Origin of the sequence: Aeromonas sp. D3 (assembly GCF_027705025.1) — a bacterium.
GTDB classification, from domain to species: domain Bacteria; phylum Pseudomonadota; class Gammaproteobacteria; order Enterobacterales; family Aeromonadaceae; genus Aeromonas; species Aeromonas salmonicida.
Genome location: NZ_JAPDBE010000013.1, coordinates 44,913 through 60,175, shown reverse-complemented (window position 1 = coordinate 60,175; position 15,263 = coordinate 44,913). Strand labels below are relative to the sequence as shown.

At 62.5% G+C, this 15,263-nt stretch carries 14 protein-coding genes; 7 read left to right on the top strand and 7 right to left on the bottom strand.

What is annotated here, in order from left to right; translation table 11 throughout:
- The first annotated feature begins 134 nt into the window (after positions 1–134).
- A complete protein-coding gene (locus tag OKC28_RS10010; protein WP_005318191.1) occupies positions 135–743 on the top strand; it encodes a thiol:disulfide interchange protein DsbA/DsbL in 609 nt (202 codons plus the stop codon).
- Between the two features lie 103 nt (positions 744–846).
- On the opposite strand, the gene phnE is transcribed toward OKC28_RS10010, so the two are convergent.
- From phnE to OKC28_RS09985, 5 genes are all read right to left on the bottom strand, one after another.
- Complete coding sequence (phnE, locus tag OKC28_RS10005; protein WP_270689099.1) at positions 847–2,382, bottom strand: phosphonate ABC transporter, permease protein PhnE; 1,536 nt, start codon at positions 2,380–2,382, stop codon at positions 847–849.
- Positions 2,382–3,143, bottom strand: a complete 762-nt coding sequence (locus OKC28_RS10000) for a phosphonate ABC transporter ATP-binding protein (protein ID WP_256686537.1) — start codon at positions 3,141–3,143, stop codon at positions 2,382–2,384. Before OKC28_RS10000 ends, phnE begins: the two co-directional genes overlap by 1 nt.
- On the bottom strand, positions 3,140–3,985 hold the full coding sequence (locus OKC28_RS09995) for a putative selenate ABC transporter substrate-binding protein (RefSeq protein ID WP_059111909.1): 846 nt from the start codon (positions 3,983–3,985) through the stop codon (positions 3,140–3,142). The genes OKC28_RS10000 and OKC28_RS09995 overlap by 4 nt, the downstream gene beginning before the upstream one ends.
- Positions 3,986–4,109: 124 nt before the next feature.
- On the bottom strand, positions 4,110–5,288 hold the full coding sequence (pncB, locus tag OKC28_RS09990) for a nicotinate phosphoribosyltransferase (protein WP_021138499.1): 1,179 nt from the start codon (positions 5,286–5,288) through the stop codon (positions 4,110–4,112).
- 101 nt (positions 5,289–5,389) lie between these two features.
- Positions 5,390–6,025: a nicotinamidase gene (locus OKC28_RS09985; RefSeq protein ID WP_256686541.1), complete on the bottom strand. Its 636-nt coding sequence runs from the start codon at positions 6,023–6,025 to the stop codon at positions 5,390–5,392.
- Positions 6,026–6,099: 74 nt separating this feature from the next.
- On the opposite strand from OKC28_RS09985, the gene OKC28_RS09980 reads away from it, so the two are divergent.
- Positions 6,100–6,750 (top strand): NUDIX hydrolase, encoded by a 651-nt coding sequence (locus OKC28_RS09980; protein WP_256686543.1) that lies wholly within the window; start codon positions 6,100–6,102, stop codon positions 6,748–6,750.
- The gene (locus OKC28_RS09975; protein ID WP_256686545.1) at positions 6,747–7,244 is read left to right on the top strand and encodes a DUF523 domain-containing protein; all 498 of its coding nucleotides are present in this window, start codon (positions 6,747–6,749) and stop codon (positions 7,242–7,244) included. Before OKC28_RS09980 ends, OKC28_RS09975 begins: the two co-directional genes overlap by 4 nt.
- A 158-nt stretch (positions 7,245–7,402) precedes the next feature.
- Here the strand turns inward: OKC28_RS09975 and OKC28_RS09970 are convergent, their stop codons facing one another.
- Positions 7,403–8,302, bottom strand: coding sequence for an acyltransferase (locus OKC28_RS09970; protein ID WP_256686547.1), 900 nt, complete (start codon positions 8,300–8,302; stop codon positions 7,403–7,405).
- Positions 8,303–8,438: 136 nt separating this feature from the next.
- Positions 8,439–9,953: a YifB family Mg chelatase-like AAA ATPase gene (locus OKC28_RS09965; RefSeq protein ID WP_256686549.1), complete on the bottom strand. Its 1,515-nt coding sequence runs from the start codon at positions 9,951–9,953 to the stop codon at positions 8,439–8,441.
- Between the two features lie 383 nt (positions 9,954–10,336).
- On the opposite strand from OKC28_RS09965, the gene ilvG reads away from it, so the two are divergent.
- The 4 genes from ilvG (at position 10,337) to ilvD (ending at position 15,215) form a co-directional block, all read left to right on the top strand.
- The gene (gene ilvG / locus OKC28_RS09960) at positions 10,337–11,983 is read left to right on the top strand and encodes an acetolactate synthase 2 catalytic subunit (protein ID WP_270689059.1); all 1,647 of its coding nucleotides are present in this window, start codon (positions 10,337–10,339) and stop codon (positions 11,981–11,983) included.
- Complete coding sequence (gene ilvM / locus OKC28_RS09955; RefSeq protein WP_005318216.1) at positions 11,980–12,270, top strand: acetolactate synthase 2 small subunit; 291 nt, start codon at positions 11,980–11,982, stop codon at positions 12,268–12,270. The genes ilvG and ilvM overlap by 4 nt, the downstream gene beginning before the upstream one ends.
- A gap of 12 nt (positions 12,271–12,282) precedes the next feature.
- A complete protein-coding gene (locus OKC28_RS09950; RefSeq protein ID WP_059111903.1) occupies positions 12,283–13,224 on the top strand; it encodes a branched-chain amino acid transaminase in 942 nt (313 codons plus the stop codon).
- 149 nt (positions 13,225–13,373) lie between these two features.
- The gene (ilvD, locus tag OKC28_RS09945) at positions 13,374–15,215 is read left to right on the top strand and encodes a dihydroxy-acid dehydratase (protein WP_270689056.1); all 1,842 of its coding nucleotides are present in this window, start codon (positions 13,374–13,376) and stop codon (positions 15,213–15,215) included.
- Positions 15,216–15,263: the final 48 nt, after the last annotated feature.

The following is a 15,263-nucleotide window of genomic DNA, read 5'->3' as shown; positions in this document are numbered from 1 at the left end:
GTCGATGACGCGCTCTGCCGTAGCGCCTGCCGGTGTGGCCCTTTGCCATTGACGTCTGAGTGGTGACGCAATAGGCTTGGCACTGCTTCGGTTCGCCGGGCGTGCCTCACAGTGATCCCTTAACAGGAAACGTCATGAAAAAAGTACTATTTTTCCTCGCTGCCATGCTGATGATCCCCATGGTTCACGCCGCCCCCGAATTCAAGGAAGGCGTTAACTATGACGTGGTCAAACAGACAGGCAGTGCCCAGCCGGAAGTGGTGGAGTTTTTCTCCTACTACTGCCCGCACTGCGCGACCTTCGAGCCGATCGTTGAACAGTTGAAAGCGGGGATGCCAGAAGGCGTTCCCCTCAAGAAGAACCCGGTGGCCTTCCTGGGCCGCGAGATGGGTCCGGAAATGCAGCGCGCCTATGCCCTGGCCAGCCTGCTGAATGTTGAAGCCAAGCTGACCCCGGCTATCTTCAACAAGATCCATACCCAACGCCAGTATCCGCAGAGCCGTGCTGATGTGAAGCAGATCTTCCTTGATAACGGCGTGCCGGCTGAAGAGTTTGACGGTGCCGTCGACAGCTTCGCCGTATCCGGCATGGTGTCCCAGTTTGATCGCAACACCGAGAGCTACAACATTCGCGGTGTGCCGGCCTTCCTGGTCAACGGCAAGTACATGGTTAAGATCGAATCCATTACTTCTCAGGAACAGTTCAGCCAGTTGGTGAATTTCCTGCTGGCCAAGAAAGACTGATCCCGCTGTACTCCATGAAAAAGCCCGCCGGTGCAAACCGGCGGGCTTTTTGTTTATCGGGATTGGAGCCTGGCCAGCTCGACGCCGGCTGCTTGCTCCCGATTCAGATCTGGCAGTCCCGCTGGGTGGGCGCCAGTCGCGGCAAACGGGAGCGGCGGCTGATCCCCTCAGCCAGCCAGACCAGCAGCAGGATGGCCAGGATCAGGGTGGCTGCCTGATCGTAACGGAACAGGCTGAGCGACACATAGAGCTGCTGCCCCAGCCCCCCTGCGCCCACCACCCCCAGTATGGTGGCGGCCCTCAGGTTCATCTCGCCGCGATAGAGGCTGTAGGCCAGCCACTGGCGTGACACCAGTGGAAACAGCCCGTACCAGAAGCTGGCCGTGGGGCCGGCGCCGCTCAATTGCAGGGCGAGGCGAGGGGCCTGATCCGCGTTCTCCAGCGTCTCCACGAACAGCCGGGCCAGCACGCCTGTGGTGTGCAGGGTGAGCGCCAGTATGCCCGCCACCGGCCCCAGCCCGACCGCGATCACCAGTAGGCTGGCGAAGATGAGCTCCGGCACGGATCGCAGCAGGTTGAACAGCAGCCTCAGTGGCCAGCAGTGGCGGGCGAGACAGGCCAGCGGCAGTGCCAGCAGGGCGCTCAACAGGGTACTCAGCAATGCCATCTGCACCGTATCGAGCAGGCCAAAGCCGACTGTTCGCAGAAAAGGCCCCGACCAGTCCGGTTGCAGAAACTCGCCGATGAACCGGCCCAGCCCGCCGAAGGAAAAACTCAGCATGCGCCAGTCGAGCTGGTGGAGTGCCATGGCGCTGGCCAGCCCCAGGCAGGCAAGCAGTTGCAGGCCGGGGGAACGGGTGTGGCGCAGCCAGGCGCTGAGGCCGTCGGCCAGGGTCACCAGCAGGATGAAGGCCAGCAGCAGGGTCACTACCTCACCACCAGCAAACATGCGCAACGAGAGTTCGAGCTGCTGGCCGAGCCCGCCGGCACCGACGAAACCCATGATGACGGAGGCGCGCAGGGCACACTCCCAGCGATAGACGGTGTAGGAGAGCAGCTCCTGGCGCACCGCGGGCAGCACGCCGTACCAGAGCGCCTGCAGGCGGCCGCTGCCGCCGAGCAGCAGAGCACGGGCCGGTTGCAGGGCGCCGCTCTCCATGATCTCGTTGTAGACCTTGGCCAGCATGCCGCCGTAGCTGACGGCGATGGCCAGGATGGCAGCCAGGGGCCCGAGCCCGGAAAGGCGCACGAACAGCAGCGCCCAGATGAGCTCGGGCAGGCTGCGCAGCAGAATGGCGATGAGCCGGCTGAAAGAGCGCAAGGCGCCGCGTAGCGGGCTGGGGATAGGCCCCAGCTCGGCCAGCGACAGGGCGCGGGAGCCGAGCAAGGCAAAAGGAATGCCGAGCAGCAGAGCACCGGCCAGCCCCAGAGTCGCCACGGCCAGACTCTCCAGGGTAGCGGTCAGGGTCAGGGCCAGAAAGTCCTGATCCAGGCGGGGTGGCCAGCTGGTGGCGAGAAAATTGCCCATCTGCCGCCAGCTCTGGCCATCGAGCAAGCCCAGCCAGCCGTCGGCCTGTTGCCACAGGCTGTAGCCGACCAGGGCCAGCAGCCAGGGCAGGGGATGGCGCCAGCGGCTCATCAGCCGATACACGGCAGTGCCTCCTGGTCACCGGCGTAGAGGGCGGCCAGCATGGCCGGGGTCACGGCGGCGGCGGGGCAGTCGAACTGCACCCGCCCCTCGCGCAAACCTATGATGCGGGGGAAGCGTTCGAGGGCCAGTTCGACCGCGTGCAGGCTGGCGATCAGGGTGCTGCCGCGCGTGCGGGCTTGCGCCAGCAGGGCATCCAGGCTGCTTTGGGCGAGCACGGGATCGAGGGCGGAGACGGGTTCATCGGCCAGCATCAAATCCGGCTGCTGATAGAGCACCCGGGCTATACCGACCCGCTGCAACTGGCCACCGGAGAGCTCGCCGCAGCGCTGCTGCCACTTGTCGGCGAGGCCGAGGCGGGCCAGTTCGGCCCGTGCACCGTCCGGATCGCAGGGGCGCAGCAGCGAGAGCAGGGCGCGAACGAGGGACCACTGGCCGAGTCTGCCAGCCAGCACGGCAGTCACCACCGGCTGGGAGGCGGGCAGAGGAGGCTGCTGCCAGACCATGCCGATCCGGCTGCGCAGCCGCTGGCGGGCCCGGGTGGAGAGGGCCCAGGGATCTTCCCCCCACAGGGAGAGTGCCAGCTCACCGCGCAGCTCTGTGCCGATCAGCCGCAGCAGGCTGGTCTTGCCCGCGCCGCTCGGCCCTATGATGGCGACACACTCCCCTGCCTCGATCTGCAGGCGAAGCGGATGCAGGATGCGACTCTCGCCGAGCCGCAGCCCTGCTCCATTCAGCGCAACGGCGATCACTTCAGCAGACCGGCCTGGGTCGCGGCCGCTTCTATGCCCTGGTAGTTCTCGGGCTTGGTTTCGATGAAACGGCTGGCCCGTTGCAGCTTGAGGATCTCGGCCTGGGCCGGGACGGCAGGATCCAGGCTGAGGAAGGCCTGCTTGATTTTCTCCTGCAGCGCCGGATCCAGGTCGCCGCGCACCGTCCAGTTGTAATCAAAGTAGGTCGGCGTGGTCCAGATCACCTTCACCTTGGCGGTATCGACCTTGCCCTCTTCCACCAGCTTGTCCCACACGGAGGCGTTGAGCGCACCGGCCGGCACCTTGCCGGAGGCGACCCAGGCAAGGGTGGCGTCGTGAGCGCCGGAGAAGGCGACATGTGCGAAGTCACGTTCCGGATTGATGCCCTGCTCGGCCAGGAAGTGGCGCGGCATCAAGTGACCCGAGGTGGAGGAGGGGGAGCCGAAGGCGAAGTCCTTGCCCCTGGTGTCGGCCAGGGTCTTGATGCCGCTGTCGGCATTGGCGATGAATTTGGAGGTGAACTGGGCATCCTCCTGGCGTTGGACCAGCGGCACTACCTTGTCGGCCCTACGATGGGCCTGCACATAAGTGAAACCCCCGAGCCAGGCCATGTCGAGTTTGCCGGCAGCCAGCGCCTCGACCACGGCGGCGTAATCGTTGACCGGTACGAACACCACCTCGCGCCCCGTCTTCTCGGCCAGATATTCTCCCAGCGGGGCGAACTTGCGCTGCAACTCGGTGGGGGCTTCGTCCGGGATGGCGGATACCCGCAGAGGTTCGGCGGCAGTGGCGCCCAGGCTGGCCAGCAGTGTGGTGAGGGCAAATATCCATTTAGAGGTCATGGGCAGTTCCTTGTGGTCTGTCGTTCGGGCAAGAGAAAGGCCCGACACCAGTCGGACCTTTCAAGAGGGTCATGGTAGGGGGCCACCGGTGCTCTGCGCAAGATGGGCTCCTCAAAAAGGCGTGTTACACCCCGACGTGGAAGGCCTGCTTGAGGTTGCGGATGAAGTCCGCATCCCGGCACAGTGTCTTGCCCGGGCTGTCGGAGATCTTGGCGACCGGGCCGCCGTTGCACTCCATCAGCTTGAAGACGATGTTCATGGGGCTGACACCGGGCAGATCGCAGGTGAGCTTGGTGCCGATGCCGAAGCTGGTGTTGATGCGGCCACGGAAGTGGCGGAACAGCTGCACCGCCTTGTCGAGGTTGAGCCCATCGGAGAAGACCAGGGTCTTGTCGGTGGGGTCTATGCCGAGGCGCTGGTAGTGGCTGATGGCCTTCTCGCCCCACACAACAGGGTCGCCGGAGTCGTGGCGCAGACCCTGATAACGGCTGGCCAGCTCAAAGTCAAAATCACGCAGGAAGGCGTCCATGGTGATGCAGTCGGTCAGGGCAATGCCGAGGTGGTTGGTGAATTCGTCCAGCCAGCTGGTGAGGGCGGCGCGCTGGCTGTGCTCGAGCGGGAAGCCGAGCTGCTGGTGAGCCTGAAACCACTCGTGGGCCTGGGTGCCCACGGCAGGTAGTTGGTACTTTTGGGCCAGCAGGTAGTTGCTGGTGCCGCGAAATGCCGGCAGCCGCTCCTTGAGACGGCCCACGACCGCATCCTGCACCGCATGGGAGAAGCGGCGACGGGTACCGAAGTCGATGAGGTTGAACTCGCTCATCTCTTCCGGGCTGAGGTCCTGTTCCAGCTTGTCGATCTTCTGATCGAGCCGATCCAGCGCCTGGCTGACGCCAAACTGGGGATAGCGGAAGCGGTTGCGCATCTCGCTGATGATGGCGAGCACCGGGATTTCCCACAGGATCACATCCTGCCAGGGTCCCTCGACCCGCACATTGATGCGGCCATCCTGCTCGAATACCTGTAGCAGGGAGGCATCGAGGGGCTTTCGGCGCAGGTGATCCAGGTAATCGGCGGTGAAGAAGGGGCGCTCGGCCAGAAAATTCAGTTCCGGCCTGGTCAGCCGCAGGGAGCCGGCGAGACGCAGTTGCTCCTCGATCTGGCCCATCATGGGCAGCAGATCTTCTTCGTTGCGGCTGTGGAATTCGGCCACCACTTCGGCATCCGGATAGCGATGGAATACCGCCTGCTGCATATGCAGCTTGTAGGCGTCGGTGTCGAGCAGGCTGGTGAGAATCGGTGGCATATCAGGCTCCCCGCAGGCTGGTGAGCGCGATGACGCGCTCCTGCTGCATAGGTAATGTGCAGGCGCCGGTATCGGCTTGGCGGGTGAGGATCGGCGGCATATCAGGCATCCAGCAGGCGTTGTACATCGATCAGGGTCTGGGCCAGCTCGGCCCCGGCTTGGATCATCTGGGAGTGAGCGCTGGCAACCGTATCCGGGGCTATGCCACGGCAGGCATCGAGATGGACGATCACCCGAAAACCGGCGTGGCGCAGTTGCAACACACTGGTCTTGACGCAGTAGTCGGTGGCGAGGCCGCCGACCAGCACAGTGTCGACATGGCGGGCTTGCAGGAATTCGATGAGCCCTGTGCTGCGCCGTTCGGCCAGATCGTGGAAGCAGGTGCCGTAGGGATGCAGGTCCGGCTCGACCCCCTTCCAGACGAAGAAGTCGTAATCTATGGGGGCGGGCAGGCCATCCAGCAGCTCGAAGCCTTGGGTGCCGGGCACGCAGTGTACCGGCCAGGTGAGATCGGCATTGGGCAAATCCAGCGGCAACAGCATGCCGGCGGGGTCACTGACGGCCCAGGCTGCGTTGGCGGGATGGGAGTCTTTACTGCCAATACGCAGGGTGGCGAGGGTGGCCTGAGCGTTGAGCGCAGCCACAATATCATCCCCGCCCACGACAGGCAGTTCGTTCGGGCAGAGGGGAGTAAATCCCTTCTGCGCATCAATATCCAGGCTGGCGACGGTTCCCATGATTGGCTCCTTCACATACTATTCGTGTGATATTATCTACCAAACATTAATGGAAGGCGAGCAGGGCGATCGACATGCTGAGAATGAGTCTGGATATGGTGGTGCTGCGGTTGTACGAGGAGCGGCTCGAGCTGTTGCTCGAAACCCGCGATCACTCCCCCTTTGCCAACTGCTGGCAACTGCCGGCACTGCGCATCGACGAGACTCGGGATCGGGACCTAGACACAGCCCGCCATCGCCTGCTGGCGGGGTGGGGGCTCGGCCACTGCTACAGCGAACAGGTCTGCACTCTCGGCAATCTGGAGCGGGATCCCCGTGGCTGGTCCACTGCGCTGGTCTACCTCTGTCTGGTCGATCCGGAAGTCGAAGCCGTGCACGGTTGCTGGCATCCACTCTCGGCCCTGCCCGGCCTTAGCCTCGCCTTCGATCATACCCAGCTTATCGCCAGAGGACTGGAGCGACTGCGGATCAAGAGTCGCTACAGCACCTTGCCGCTGCAACTGCTGGGGCCCGAGTTCACTCTCTCCGAGGTGCAGCGCGCCTTTGAAATTATCCTGCAAACTCCCATGAATACAGCGGCATTTCGCAAGCGGATCCATCGTGCCGACATTCTGGTGGATACCGGCCGCAAGCGGACCGGCAAGCAGCGCCCTGCCATCCTCTACCGGTTGGAGAGCCCTTGCTGCGTCATGTTCGATCAGGTGATGCACGGGGCAGAAGCGTGAGTGCGCTCCCTGTTCGTGTGCTGGTGAGCGCTTGCCTGCTGGGTCAGCCAGTACGTTACGATGGCCAGAGCAAGGGGATTGTCAGCGACTGGCTGAATGAGCTTGGTGCCGAGGGGCGAACGCACTCTTTCTGCCCCGAAGTAGCCGGCGGACTGCCGACTCCGCGCCCCCCTGCCGAGCGGCAGGGCGAACGGGTGGTAACGGCGAGCGGGCTGGATGTGACCGACGAGTTTGATCGCGGCGCTGATCTGGCCCTTGCGCTCTGTCTGGCGCAGGGCATTCGCTTCGCGCTGCTCAAGGAGGGGAGCCCTTCTTGCGGTAGTAGCCGCATCTACAATGGCCGCTTCGAAGGTGTGTCAGTGGCGGGTGAGGGCAAGACCACGGCCCTGCTGCGTCGCAATGGCATCGCAGTGTTCAGCGAGGATCAGTTGCCAGAACTGGCCTTGGCACTTGCTTCGGCAACTGCCAATGGGGTGGACTCAACGCCTGACTGACCCACAGCATCGGCCTGTATCACTTGTGCCCGCACGACGTCAGTTTCCTGCCAACGCGCATTCAGCCACTCCTGAAAACCACTCTCAAACTGCTGCCATGGTCACCAACCTGAAGACCCGCCCTGCTGCCTGGTAGAGCTGGATTGGCGAGGGGTCTTTTACTGCGCCTTGTCTGCCAGCAGTTGGCTAAGGGTCTGGTCCTTTTCGTGCCAGATCCCGTTCAACCACTGTTGAAACGTCTGTTGGAACTCGGGGTTATTGAAGTAATCCCCTACCAGCTTGCGTTCAATCGGCAGAAAGCGGACCTGAACCTTGATCTCCTTCACCCGACCGCACATGAAGTCCCAGTAACTGGGGATACCACCCGGATAGGCGATGGTCACATCCACCAGTTGATGCAGCTGGTCGCCCATGGCCGCCAGGGTGAAGGCGATGCCGCCTGCCCTCGGGTGCAACAGATGGCGATAAGGCGCTGCCTGTTTGTCGTGCTTGTGGGCGGTGAAGCGGGTGCCCTCCACGAAGTTCATCACACTCACCGGAATGTGGCGAAACCTGGCACAGGCCTTTCGGGTTGTTTCTATGTCTTTTCCCTTCAGATGTGGCCGTTTTTCCAGAAATTTACGGGAATAGCGCCGCATGAAGGGGAAGTCCAGCGCCCACCAGGCCAGACCGAGAAAAGGTACCCAAATCAGCTCTTTCTTGAGGAAAAACTTCAGGAAGGGGATTTTTTGATTAAAAACCCGCTGCAGTACCAGTATGTCGACCCAGGATTGATGGTTGGCAATCACCATGTACCACTCATCACGGCTTCCTTTGTCCGCGCCGACCACCTCGAAAGAGGTCCCTATGATGGTTTTCTGGATCAGGTTGTTGACACCGATCCAGCAGCTTGCGCAGCCATCCAGCAGAGCGTTGCAGAGGGTACGCCAGCCTTTGAGCGGCAACAGCAGCTTGAAAATGCCCAGCAAGAAGATGGGGATAAACCAGAAGAGGGTGTTGAAAAAATAGAGCAGGGTCGAGAGGCTGCCGCGCAGCCGCTCTATCAGCTTGTTGTGCATGAGTCGGGTCCGTCTCGTTGTCTGTGGGTGGCAACCAAGTGGTCAGATCTGTGGCCATAATATCAGCCGATGAGTCGCTAGACCATGCACGGGACCATCACGCATGTGGGACTCACTATCTCTCTATCCCAGCCATTCAGCCGCTGCGCAGCCGCGACAGCAATCTGTCCATGGCCCTGTAGCCGAGAGCCTCGATCAGATGATCCTTCTCGATCGCAGGTCGCCCCGCCAGATCGGCTATGGTGCGTGACACCCGCAGTATGCGGTGCCAGGCCCGGATGCTGAGTCCCAGCTTCTGGATGGCATTCTCCAAAAACTCGGCATCTTGCGGTGATAATCGGCAAACATCTTCGATTTCACGACTATTCAGCAGATTGTTGAGCTTGCCATTGCGGCTCAGCATTCGCTCCCGCGCCGCCAGTACCCGATCGCGGATCTGCTGGCTCGACTCCCCCCGCTCCACCTTGCCGGTGAGACTCCCCTTGGGCAGCAGCGGCACCTCCACCGTCAGGTCGAAGCGATCGAGGAAGGGGCCGGAGAGCTTGCCAAGATAGCGAAGTATCTGATCCGGGCTGGAGCGGGTCTGACCGTCACCATAGTGGCCGCAGGGGCTGGGGTTCATGGCGCCCACCAGCTGGAAGCGGGCGGGAAAATCCACCTGACGGGCGGCGCGGCTGATGGTGATGTGGCCCGTCTCCAGCGGTTCGCGCAGAGAGTCGAGTACCTTGCGCTCGAACTCCGGCAGCTCGTCGAGAAAGAGCACACCATTGTGGGCCAAGGATATTTCGCCGGGTCTGGGATGGCTGCCACCACCCACCAGAGCCACGGCGGAGGCACTGTGATGGGGTGTGCGATAGGGTCTGTGGTGCCAGTGACCGGCGCGCGGGGTCAGGCCGCCGATGGAGTGGATGGCGGCGGTCTGCTGCGCCTCCTGCTCGCTCAGGGGTGGCAAGATGCCGGGCAAACGGCTGGCCAGCATGCTCTTGCCGGTACCGGGCGGGCCTATGAACAGCAGATTGTGGCTGCCGGCGGCAGCGATCTCCAATGCCCGCTTAGCCTGTGACTGGCCGATCACATCCTGCAGATCCGGCACATCGGGCAGGGAGTCCGTGGTCTGGGGCTCCGGCAGGGGCAGCTCATATTGGCCTGCCAGCCAGGCGGTGACGGCCAGCAGCTGGTGGGCGGTACGCACCTCCGCATCCTGAATGAGGGAGGCTTCGGGGCCATTTTCTCTCGGTACCAGCAGGGTGCGCCCCGCATCGCGGCAGGCGAGCACGGCGGGCAGCACCCCGAGCACGGGACGGATCTCGCCTGTCAGGGCCAACTCCCCTAAAAATTCGTGATCGAGCAGGTATTTTGCTGGTATCTGCTTGGAAGCGGCGAGAATGCCGATGGCGATGGCCAGATCGAAACGGCCCCCCTCCTTGGGCAGGTCGGCGGGGGCCAGGTTGACCGTGATGTGTTTGCTCGGGAACTCGAAATTGCCGTTTAGCAGGGCACTGCGCACCCGATCCCGGGATTCCTTCACCGAGGTTTCCGGCAATCCCACCATGTTGAAGGCGGGCAGACCGTTGGAGAGGTGAACTTCCACCGTGACTTGCGGCGCCGCTATCCCCAGGCTAGCACGGCTATAAACCACAGCTAATGACATAAATCCCGTCCTTGGTTTGATGTATGTGCTGGTTAACCGTTTTTTATTGGTTTTTTGTTCCAGCCGTAAGGCTGCTGCTTAGTCAAAATCAGAGTCTTGTCAGGTAAAAAAGGCTTGCCCAATAAAAATCACCGTGCTAGTTCTAATAGCCATTCGCGGTGCAAACCGCCTCAATTTCACAGGATTTCCGGTTGTAACTATGAACATGGCCTCCCGTTTCGTCAGCATTATTGTGGTCCTAGTGGTGATTATTATCTCACCGCTCGGGGCTCGTTTAGCTGCACGGAACAAGGGATAGACCCACCACCGGACAGAACGAAACAAGCGACCCCCGAGCCTCACAGCTCGGGGGTTTTTTTCGACTACAGGACAGGATTTTCCACATGAACGGCGCGCAGTTTTTGGTACAGGCTCTCAAGAAACAGGGTGTGACCCAGGTGTTTGGTTACCCGGGCGGAGCCATCATGCCGGTCTACGACGCCCTGTATGACGGGGGGCTTGCCCATCAGCTCTGCCGCCACGAGCAGGGGGCCGCCATGGCTGCGGTGGGCTATGCCCGCGCCTCCGGCCAGGTGGGGGTCTGTATCGCCACCTCGGGTCCGGGCGCCACCAATCTGGTGACCGGGCTGGCGGAGGCGCTGCTCGACTCCGTGCCTCTGGTGGCCATCAGCGGTCAGGTGCCCTGTTCCGCCATAGGTACAGATGCGTTTCAGGAGGTCGACGTGCTCGGCATGTCCCTCTCCTGTACCAAGCACTCCTTCATGGTGACCGATGTGGCGGATCTGGGGCGTGTGCTGGAAGAGGCCTTCGCCATCGCCACCGAAGGTCGTCCCGGTCCTGTGCTCATCGATTTTCCCAAGGATGTGCAGCTGGCCGCCGTGCCAGCGCAGAATCTGTTGTTTGCGGTGGAGGAGCCTGAGGCCCTCAACCCCTCAGACTTGACCGCTGCCCGCACCCTGATCGCCGCCGCCGAGCGCCCCGTGCTCTACGTCGGTGGCGGCGTGGGCATGGCCAATGCCGAAGCCCAGCTGCGCGAGTTTGCCGCCGTCACCGGCATGCCGGCGGTCACCACCCTCAAAGGGATTGGCGCGCTGGATCCTGACAGCCCTGTCTATCTGGGCATGCTCGGCATGCACGGTACCAAGTCGGCCAACTATGCGGTGCAGCAGTGCGATCTGCTGGTGGTAGTGGGTGCCCGGTTCGATGACAGGGTGACCGGCAAGCTGGAAGAGTTTGCCCCCGACGCCAAGGTGATCCATCTGGATGTGGATGCCGCCGAGTTCGGCAAGCGCCGCGCCGCCGAAGTGGGCATCACCACGGATCTCAAGCGGGTGTTGCCCGCCCTGGCCATGGCACTGGCTATCGATCCCTGGCGTGAGCACTGCGCTAACATGGCCCGCGAGTATGCGTTTCGCTACGACCACCCCGGCCAGCCCATCTATGCCCCGGCCCTGCTCAAGCAACTCTCGGCCCGCCTGCCGGAGAGCAGTGTGGTGGCCTGCGACGTGGGCCAGCACCAGATGTGGGTGGCCCAGCACATGCGTTTCACCAGTCCGCGCAATCATCTCTCCAGTGCCGGCCTCGGTACCATGGGGTTTGGTCTGCCCGCCGCCATCGGCGCCAAGATGTCGCGCCCCGATGATGAAGTGGTGCTGGTGAGCGGTGATGGCTCCTTCATGATGAACGTGCAGGAACTGGGTACCATACGCCGCGCCCAGCTCAAGGTAAAAATGGTGCTGATCGACAACCAGCGTCTCGGCATGGTGCGCCAGTGGCAGGAGCTGTTCTTCGATGGTCGCTACAGCGAGACCATCCTCTCCGACAACCCCGATTTCGTCGCTCTGGCCGCCGCCTTTGGCATCCCGGGTGAGACCATCACATGCAAGGATCAAATCGCAGCAGCCCTCGACCGCCTGCTGGGGAGCGAAGGCGCCTATCTGCTGCATGTGGCCATTTCAGAGGAAGAAAACGTCTGGCCCCTGGTTCCGCCGGGAGTCGCCAACCACAAGATGATGGAGCAACGCCCATGAACCCGCACACCTTTGCGCAGCCAGCATTTGCACAACACACCTTGCACATTCACGCCCAGCCCAGACCCGAAGTGATGGAGCGGGTATTGAGAGTGGTGCGCCACCGCGGCTTCAATCTCTGTGCCCTCAGCATGGAGATGGGGGCGGAGCAGGATTGCCAACAGCTGCGGATCACGGTTACTGTCGAGTCGGTGCGTCCCATCCAGCATTTATGGAGCCAGCTGGTCAAGCTGGTGGACGTCTCCCGGGTCGATGCACTGGAACAGCAACCCCGGATCAGAGCTTAAGGAGCAACAGCAATGTCACAGCCTTCCCAACCCCAGCCGCAATATATCTGGTTCAACGGCCACATGGTTCCCTGGCAAGATGCCCAGGTGCACGTCATGAGCCACGCCTTGCACTATGGCTCCTCTGTGTTCGAGGGTGTGCGTGCCTATGACACCCCCAAGGGGACCTGCATCTTCCGTCTGCAGGAGCACACCCGCCGCCTGTTCGACTCCGCCAAAATCTACTGGATGGAGGTGCCCTACAGCGAGGCCGAGGTGAATGAAGCCTGCCGCGCCGTGGTGCGCGAGAACGGCCTCAAGAGCGGTTATCTGCGTCCGCTGGCCTTTATCGGTAATGTGGGGCTGGGACTGCATCCACCGCTGGATGCCAAGGCCGAGCTCATGGTCGCTGCCCTGCCGTGGGGTGCCTATCTGGGGGAAGAGGGTCTGAAAAACGGGGTGGATGTGTGCGTCACCTCCTGGAACCGGCTGGCCCCCAACACGATTCCGACCGGCGCCAAAGCCGGTGGCAACTACCTCTCATCCCAACTCATCAGCCGGGAAGCCAAGCGCAACGGCTACGCCGAAGGGCTGGCGCTGGATGTGAACGGCTACCTGAGCGAAGGCGCGGGTGAGAACCTGTTCCTGGTGAAAAACGGCGTGCTCTTCACCCCGCCTGCCACCGCCGCCATCCTGCCCGGCATTACCCGCGACACCATCATGACCCTGGCCCGGGATCTGGGTTATGAGGTGCGCGAGCAGGCGCTGCCCCGCGAGGCCTTATACGTTGCGGACGAGATCTTTATGACGGGCACTGCCGCCGAAGTGACGCCTGTGCGTTCGGTGGATCGGATGAAGGTAGGTGCCGGTTGCCGTGGCCCAGTGACCGAGCAGTTGCAGAACGCCTTCTTCGGGTTGTTCAACGGCCAGACAAAGGACAAATGGAACTGGCTGACCCCGGTCGATGACAAGTAACGGCTGACGAGCACGGGGAGGTGCCATGCCTCCCCGAGTCGCTTCCGGTCAGGGCATCCGTGTTGTGCCCTGACCAGGATCGATTCCCGATCCGCGAGTCACACATTCAAGAAATAATGCGCCCCATGGGCATTCAGGGAGTAGAGACAATGCCGAAGTTGAGATCCGCCACCACCACCCACGGACGTAACATGGCCGGGGCCCGCGCCCTCTGGCGCGCCACTGGCATGACAGACGAGGATTTCGGCAAGCCCATCATAGCCGTGGTCAACTCCTTCACCCAGTTCGTACCGGGTCACGTCCACCTCAAGGATCTGGGCCAGCTGGTGGCCCGCGAGATCGAAGCCGCCGGCGGCGTGGCCAAAGAGTTCAATACCATAGCCGTGGATGACGGCATCGCCATGGGCCACGGCGGCATGCTCTATTCGCTGCCGTCTCGCGAGCTTATCGCCGACTCGGTGGAGTACATGGTCAACGCCCACTGCGCCGATGCCATGGTCTGCATCTCCAACTGTGACAAGATCACACCGGGGATGCTGATGGCCGCCCTGCGCATCAACATACCCGTGATCTTCGTCTCCGGCGGCCCCATGGAAGCGGGCAAGACCAAGCTGTCCGATCAGATCATCAAACTGGATCTGGTGGATGCCATGATCCAGGGCGCCGACCCCAAGGTCTCCGATGCCCAGAGCGAACAGGTGGAGCGCAGCGCCTGCCCTACCTGCGGCTCCTGTTCCGGCATGTTTACTGCCAACTCCATGAACTGCCTGACCGAGGCGCTGGGGCTTTCCCAACCGGGCAACGGCTCCATGCTGGCGACCCATGCCGATCGCGAGCAGCTGTTCAAGCTGGCAGGCCAGCGCATCGTCACCCTGGCCAAGCGTTATTACCAGCAGGATGACGAGAGCGCCCTGCCACGCAACATCGCTACCAAGGCGGCGTTCGAGAATGCCATGGCGCTGGATATCGCCATGGGCGGTTCCACCAATACAGTGCTGCACCTGCTGGCGGCGGCCCAGGAGGCCGGGGTGGACTTCACCATGGCCGATATCGACCGCATGTCTCGCAAGGTGCCCCAGCTGTGCAAGGTGGCCCCCTCTACCCAGAAGTACCATATGGAAGATGTGCACCGTGCCGGTGGCGTAGTCGCCATTTTGGGTCAGCTGGAGAAGGCGGGTCTGGTGCACGGTGACACCCGTACCGTACTGGGCGGCTCCCTGGCCGAGCTGCTCAACGAATACGACGTCAGCCGCCAGCCGAGCCAGGAGGTGGTGGACTTCTACCGCGCCGGGCCAGCTGGCATCCGCACCACCAAGGCGTTCAGTCAGGATTGCCGCTGGCCCGAGCTGGATGTGGACAGAGCCGGGGGGTGCATCCGCTCGCTGGAGCATGCCTACAGCCTGGAGGGAGGCCTCGCCGTGCTTTCCGGCAACCTGGCTCTTGATGGCGCCATCGTAAAAACGGCCGGTGTGGATGACGAGAACCTCTGCTTCCGTGGCCCGGCCAGGGTATTCGAGAGCCAGGACACGGCGGTTGCCGGCATTCTGGATGGCACGGTCAAGGCCGGTGAAGTGGTAGTGATCCGCTACGAAGGCCCCAAGGGCGGCCCCGGCATGCAGGAGATGCTCTATCCCACCACCTATCTCAAGTCCATGGGATTGGGCAAACAGTGCGCCCTGATCACTGATGGCCGCTTCTCCGGCGGTACTTCGGGTCTCTCCATCGGTCATGTCTCGCCTGAGGCTGCCTCCGGCGGCACCATAGGTCTGGTGGAGGATGGAGACATCATCAACATCAATATTCCGGCCCGCAGCATGGTGCTGGAGGTGGCCGACAGCGTGCTGGCTGCCCGCCGTGTTGCCGTGGAAGCCCGTGGCTGGAAACCGCTGGATCGTCAGCGTCAGGTCTCCTTTGCCCTGCGCGCCTACGCCATGCTCGCCACCAGCGCCGACAAGGGCGCTGTGCGTGATCGCAGCAAGCTGGAGGAGTGATGATGAGCCTTGATCGTTTGCTCCGTGATGAGTCGGGCGCAGTATGCG

Bases quoted from the DNA above. Each gene is read 5' to 3' on its own strand.
- pncB (WP_021138499.1), bottom strand. From the start codon at position 5,288: ATGCCACCGATTCTCACCAGCCTGCTCGACACCGACGCCTACAAGCTG.
- OKC28_RS09950 (WP_059111903.1), top strand. From the start codon at position 12,283: ATGTCACAGCCTTCCCAACCCCAGCCGCAATATATCTGGTTCAACGGC.
- OKC28_RS09965 (WP_256686549.1), bottom strand. From the start codon at position 9,953: ATGTCATTAGCTGTGGTTTATAGCCGTGCTAGCCTGGGGATAGCGGCG.
- OKC28_RS09995 (WP_059111909.1), bottom strand. From the start codon at position 3,985: ATGACCTCTAAATGGATATTTGCCCTCACCACACTGCTGGCCAGCCTG.
- ilvM (WP_005318216.1), top strand. From the start codon at position 11,980: ATGAACCCGCACACCTTTGCGCAGCCAGCATTTGCACAACACACCTTG.
- ilvG (WP_270689059.1), top strand. From the start codon at position 10,337: ATGAACGGCGCGCAGTTTTTGGTACAGGCTCTCAAGAAACAGGGTGTG.
- phnE (WP_270689099.1), bottom strand. From the start codon at position 2,382: ATGAGCCGCTGGCGCCATCCCCTGCCCTGGCTGCTGGCCCTGGTCGGC.
- OKC28_RS09980 (WP_256686543.1), top strand. From the start codon at position 6,100: ATGCTGAGAATGAGTCTGGATATGGTGGTGCTGCGGTTGTACGAGGAG.
- OKC28_RS10010 (WP_005318191.1), top strand. From the start codon at position 135: ATGAAAAAAGTACTATTTTTCCTCGCTGCCATGCTGATGATCCCCATG.
- ilvD (WP_270689056.1), top strand. From the start codon at position 13,374: ATGCCGAAGTTGAGATCCGCCACCACCACCCACGGACGTAACATGGCC.
- OKC28_RS09985 (WP_256686541.1), bottom strand. From the start codon at position 6,025: ATGGGAACCGTCGCCAGCCTGGATATTGATGCGCAGAAGGGATTTACT.
- OKC28_RS09970 (WP_256686547.1), bottom strand. From the start codon at position 8,302: ATGCACAACAAGCTGATAGAGCGGCTGCGCGGCAGCCTCTCGACCCTG.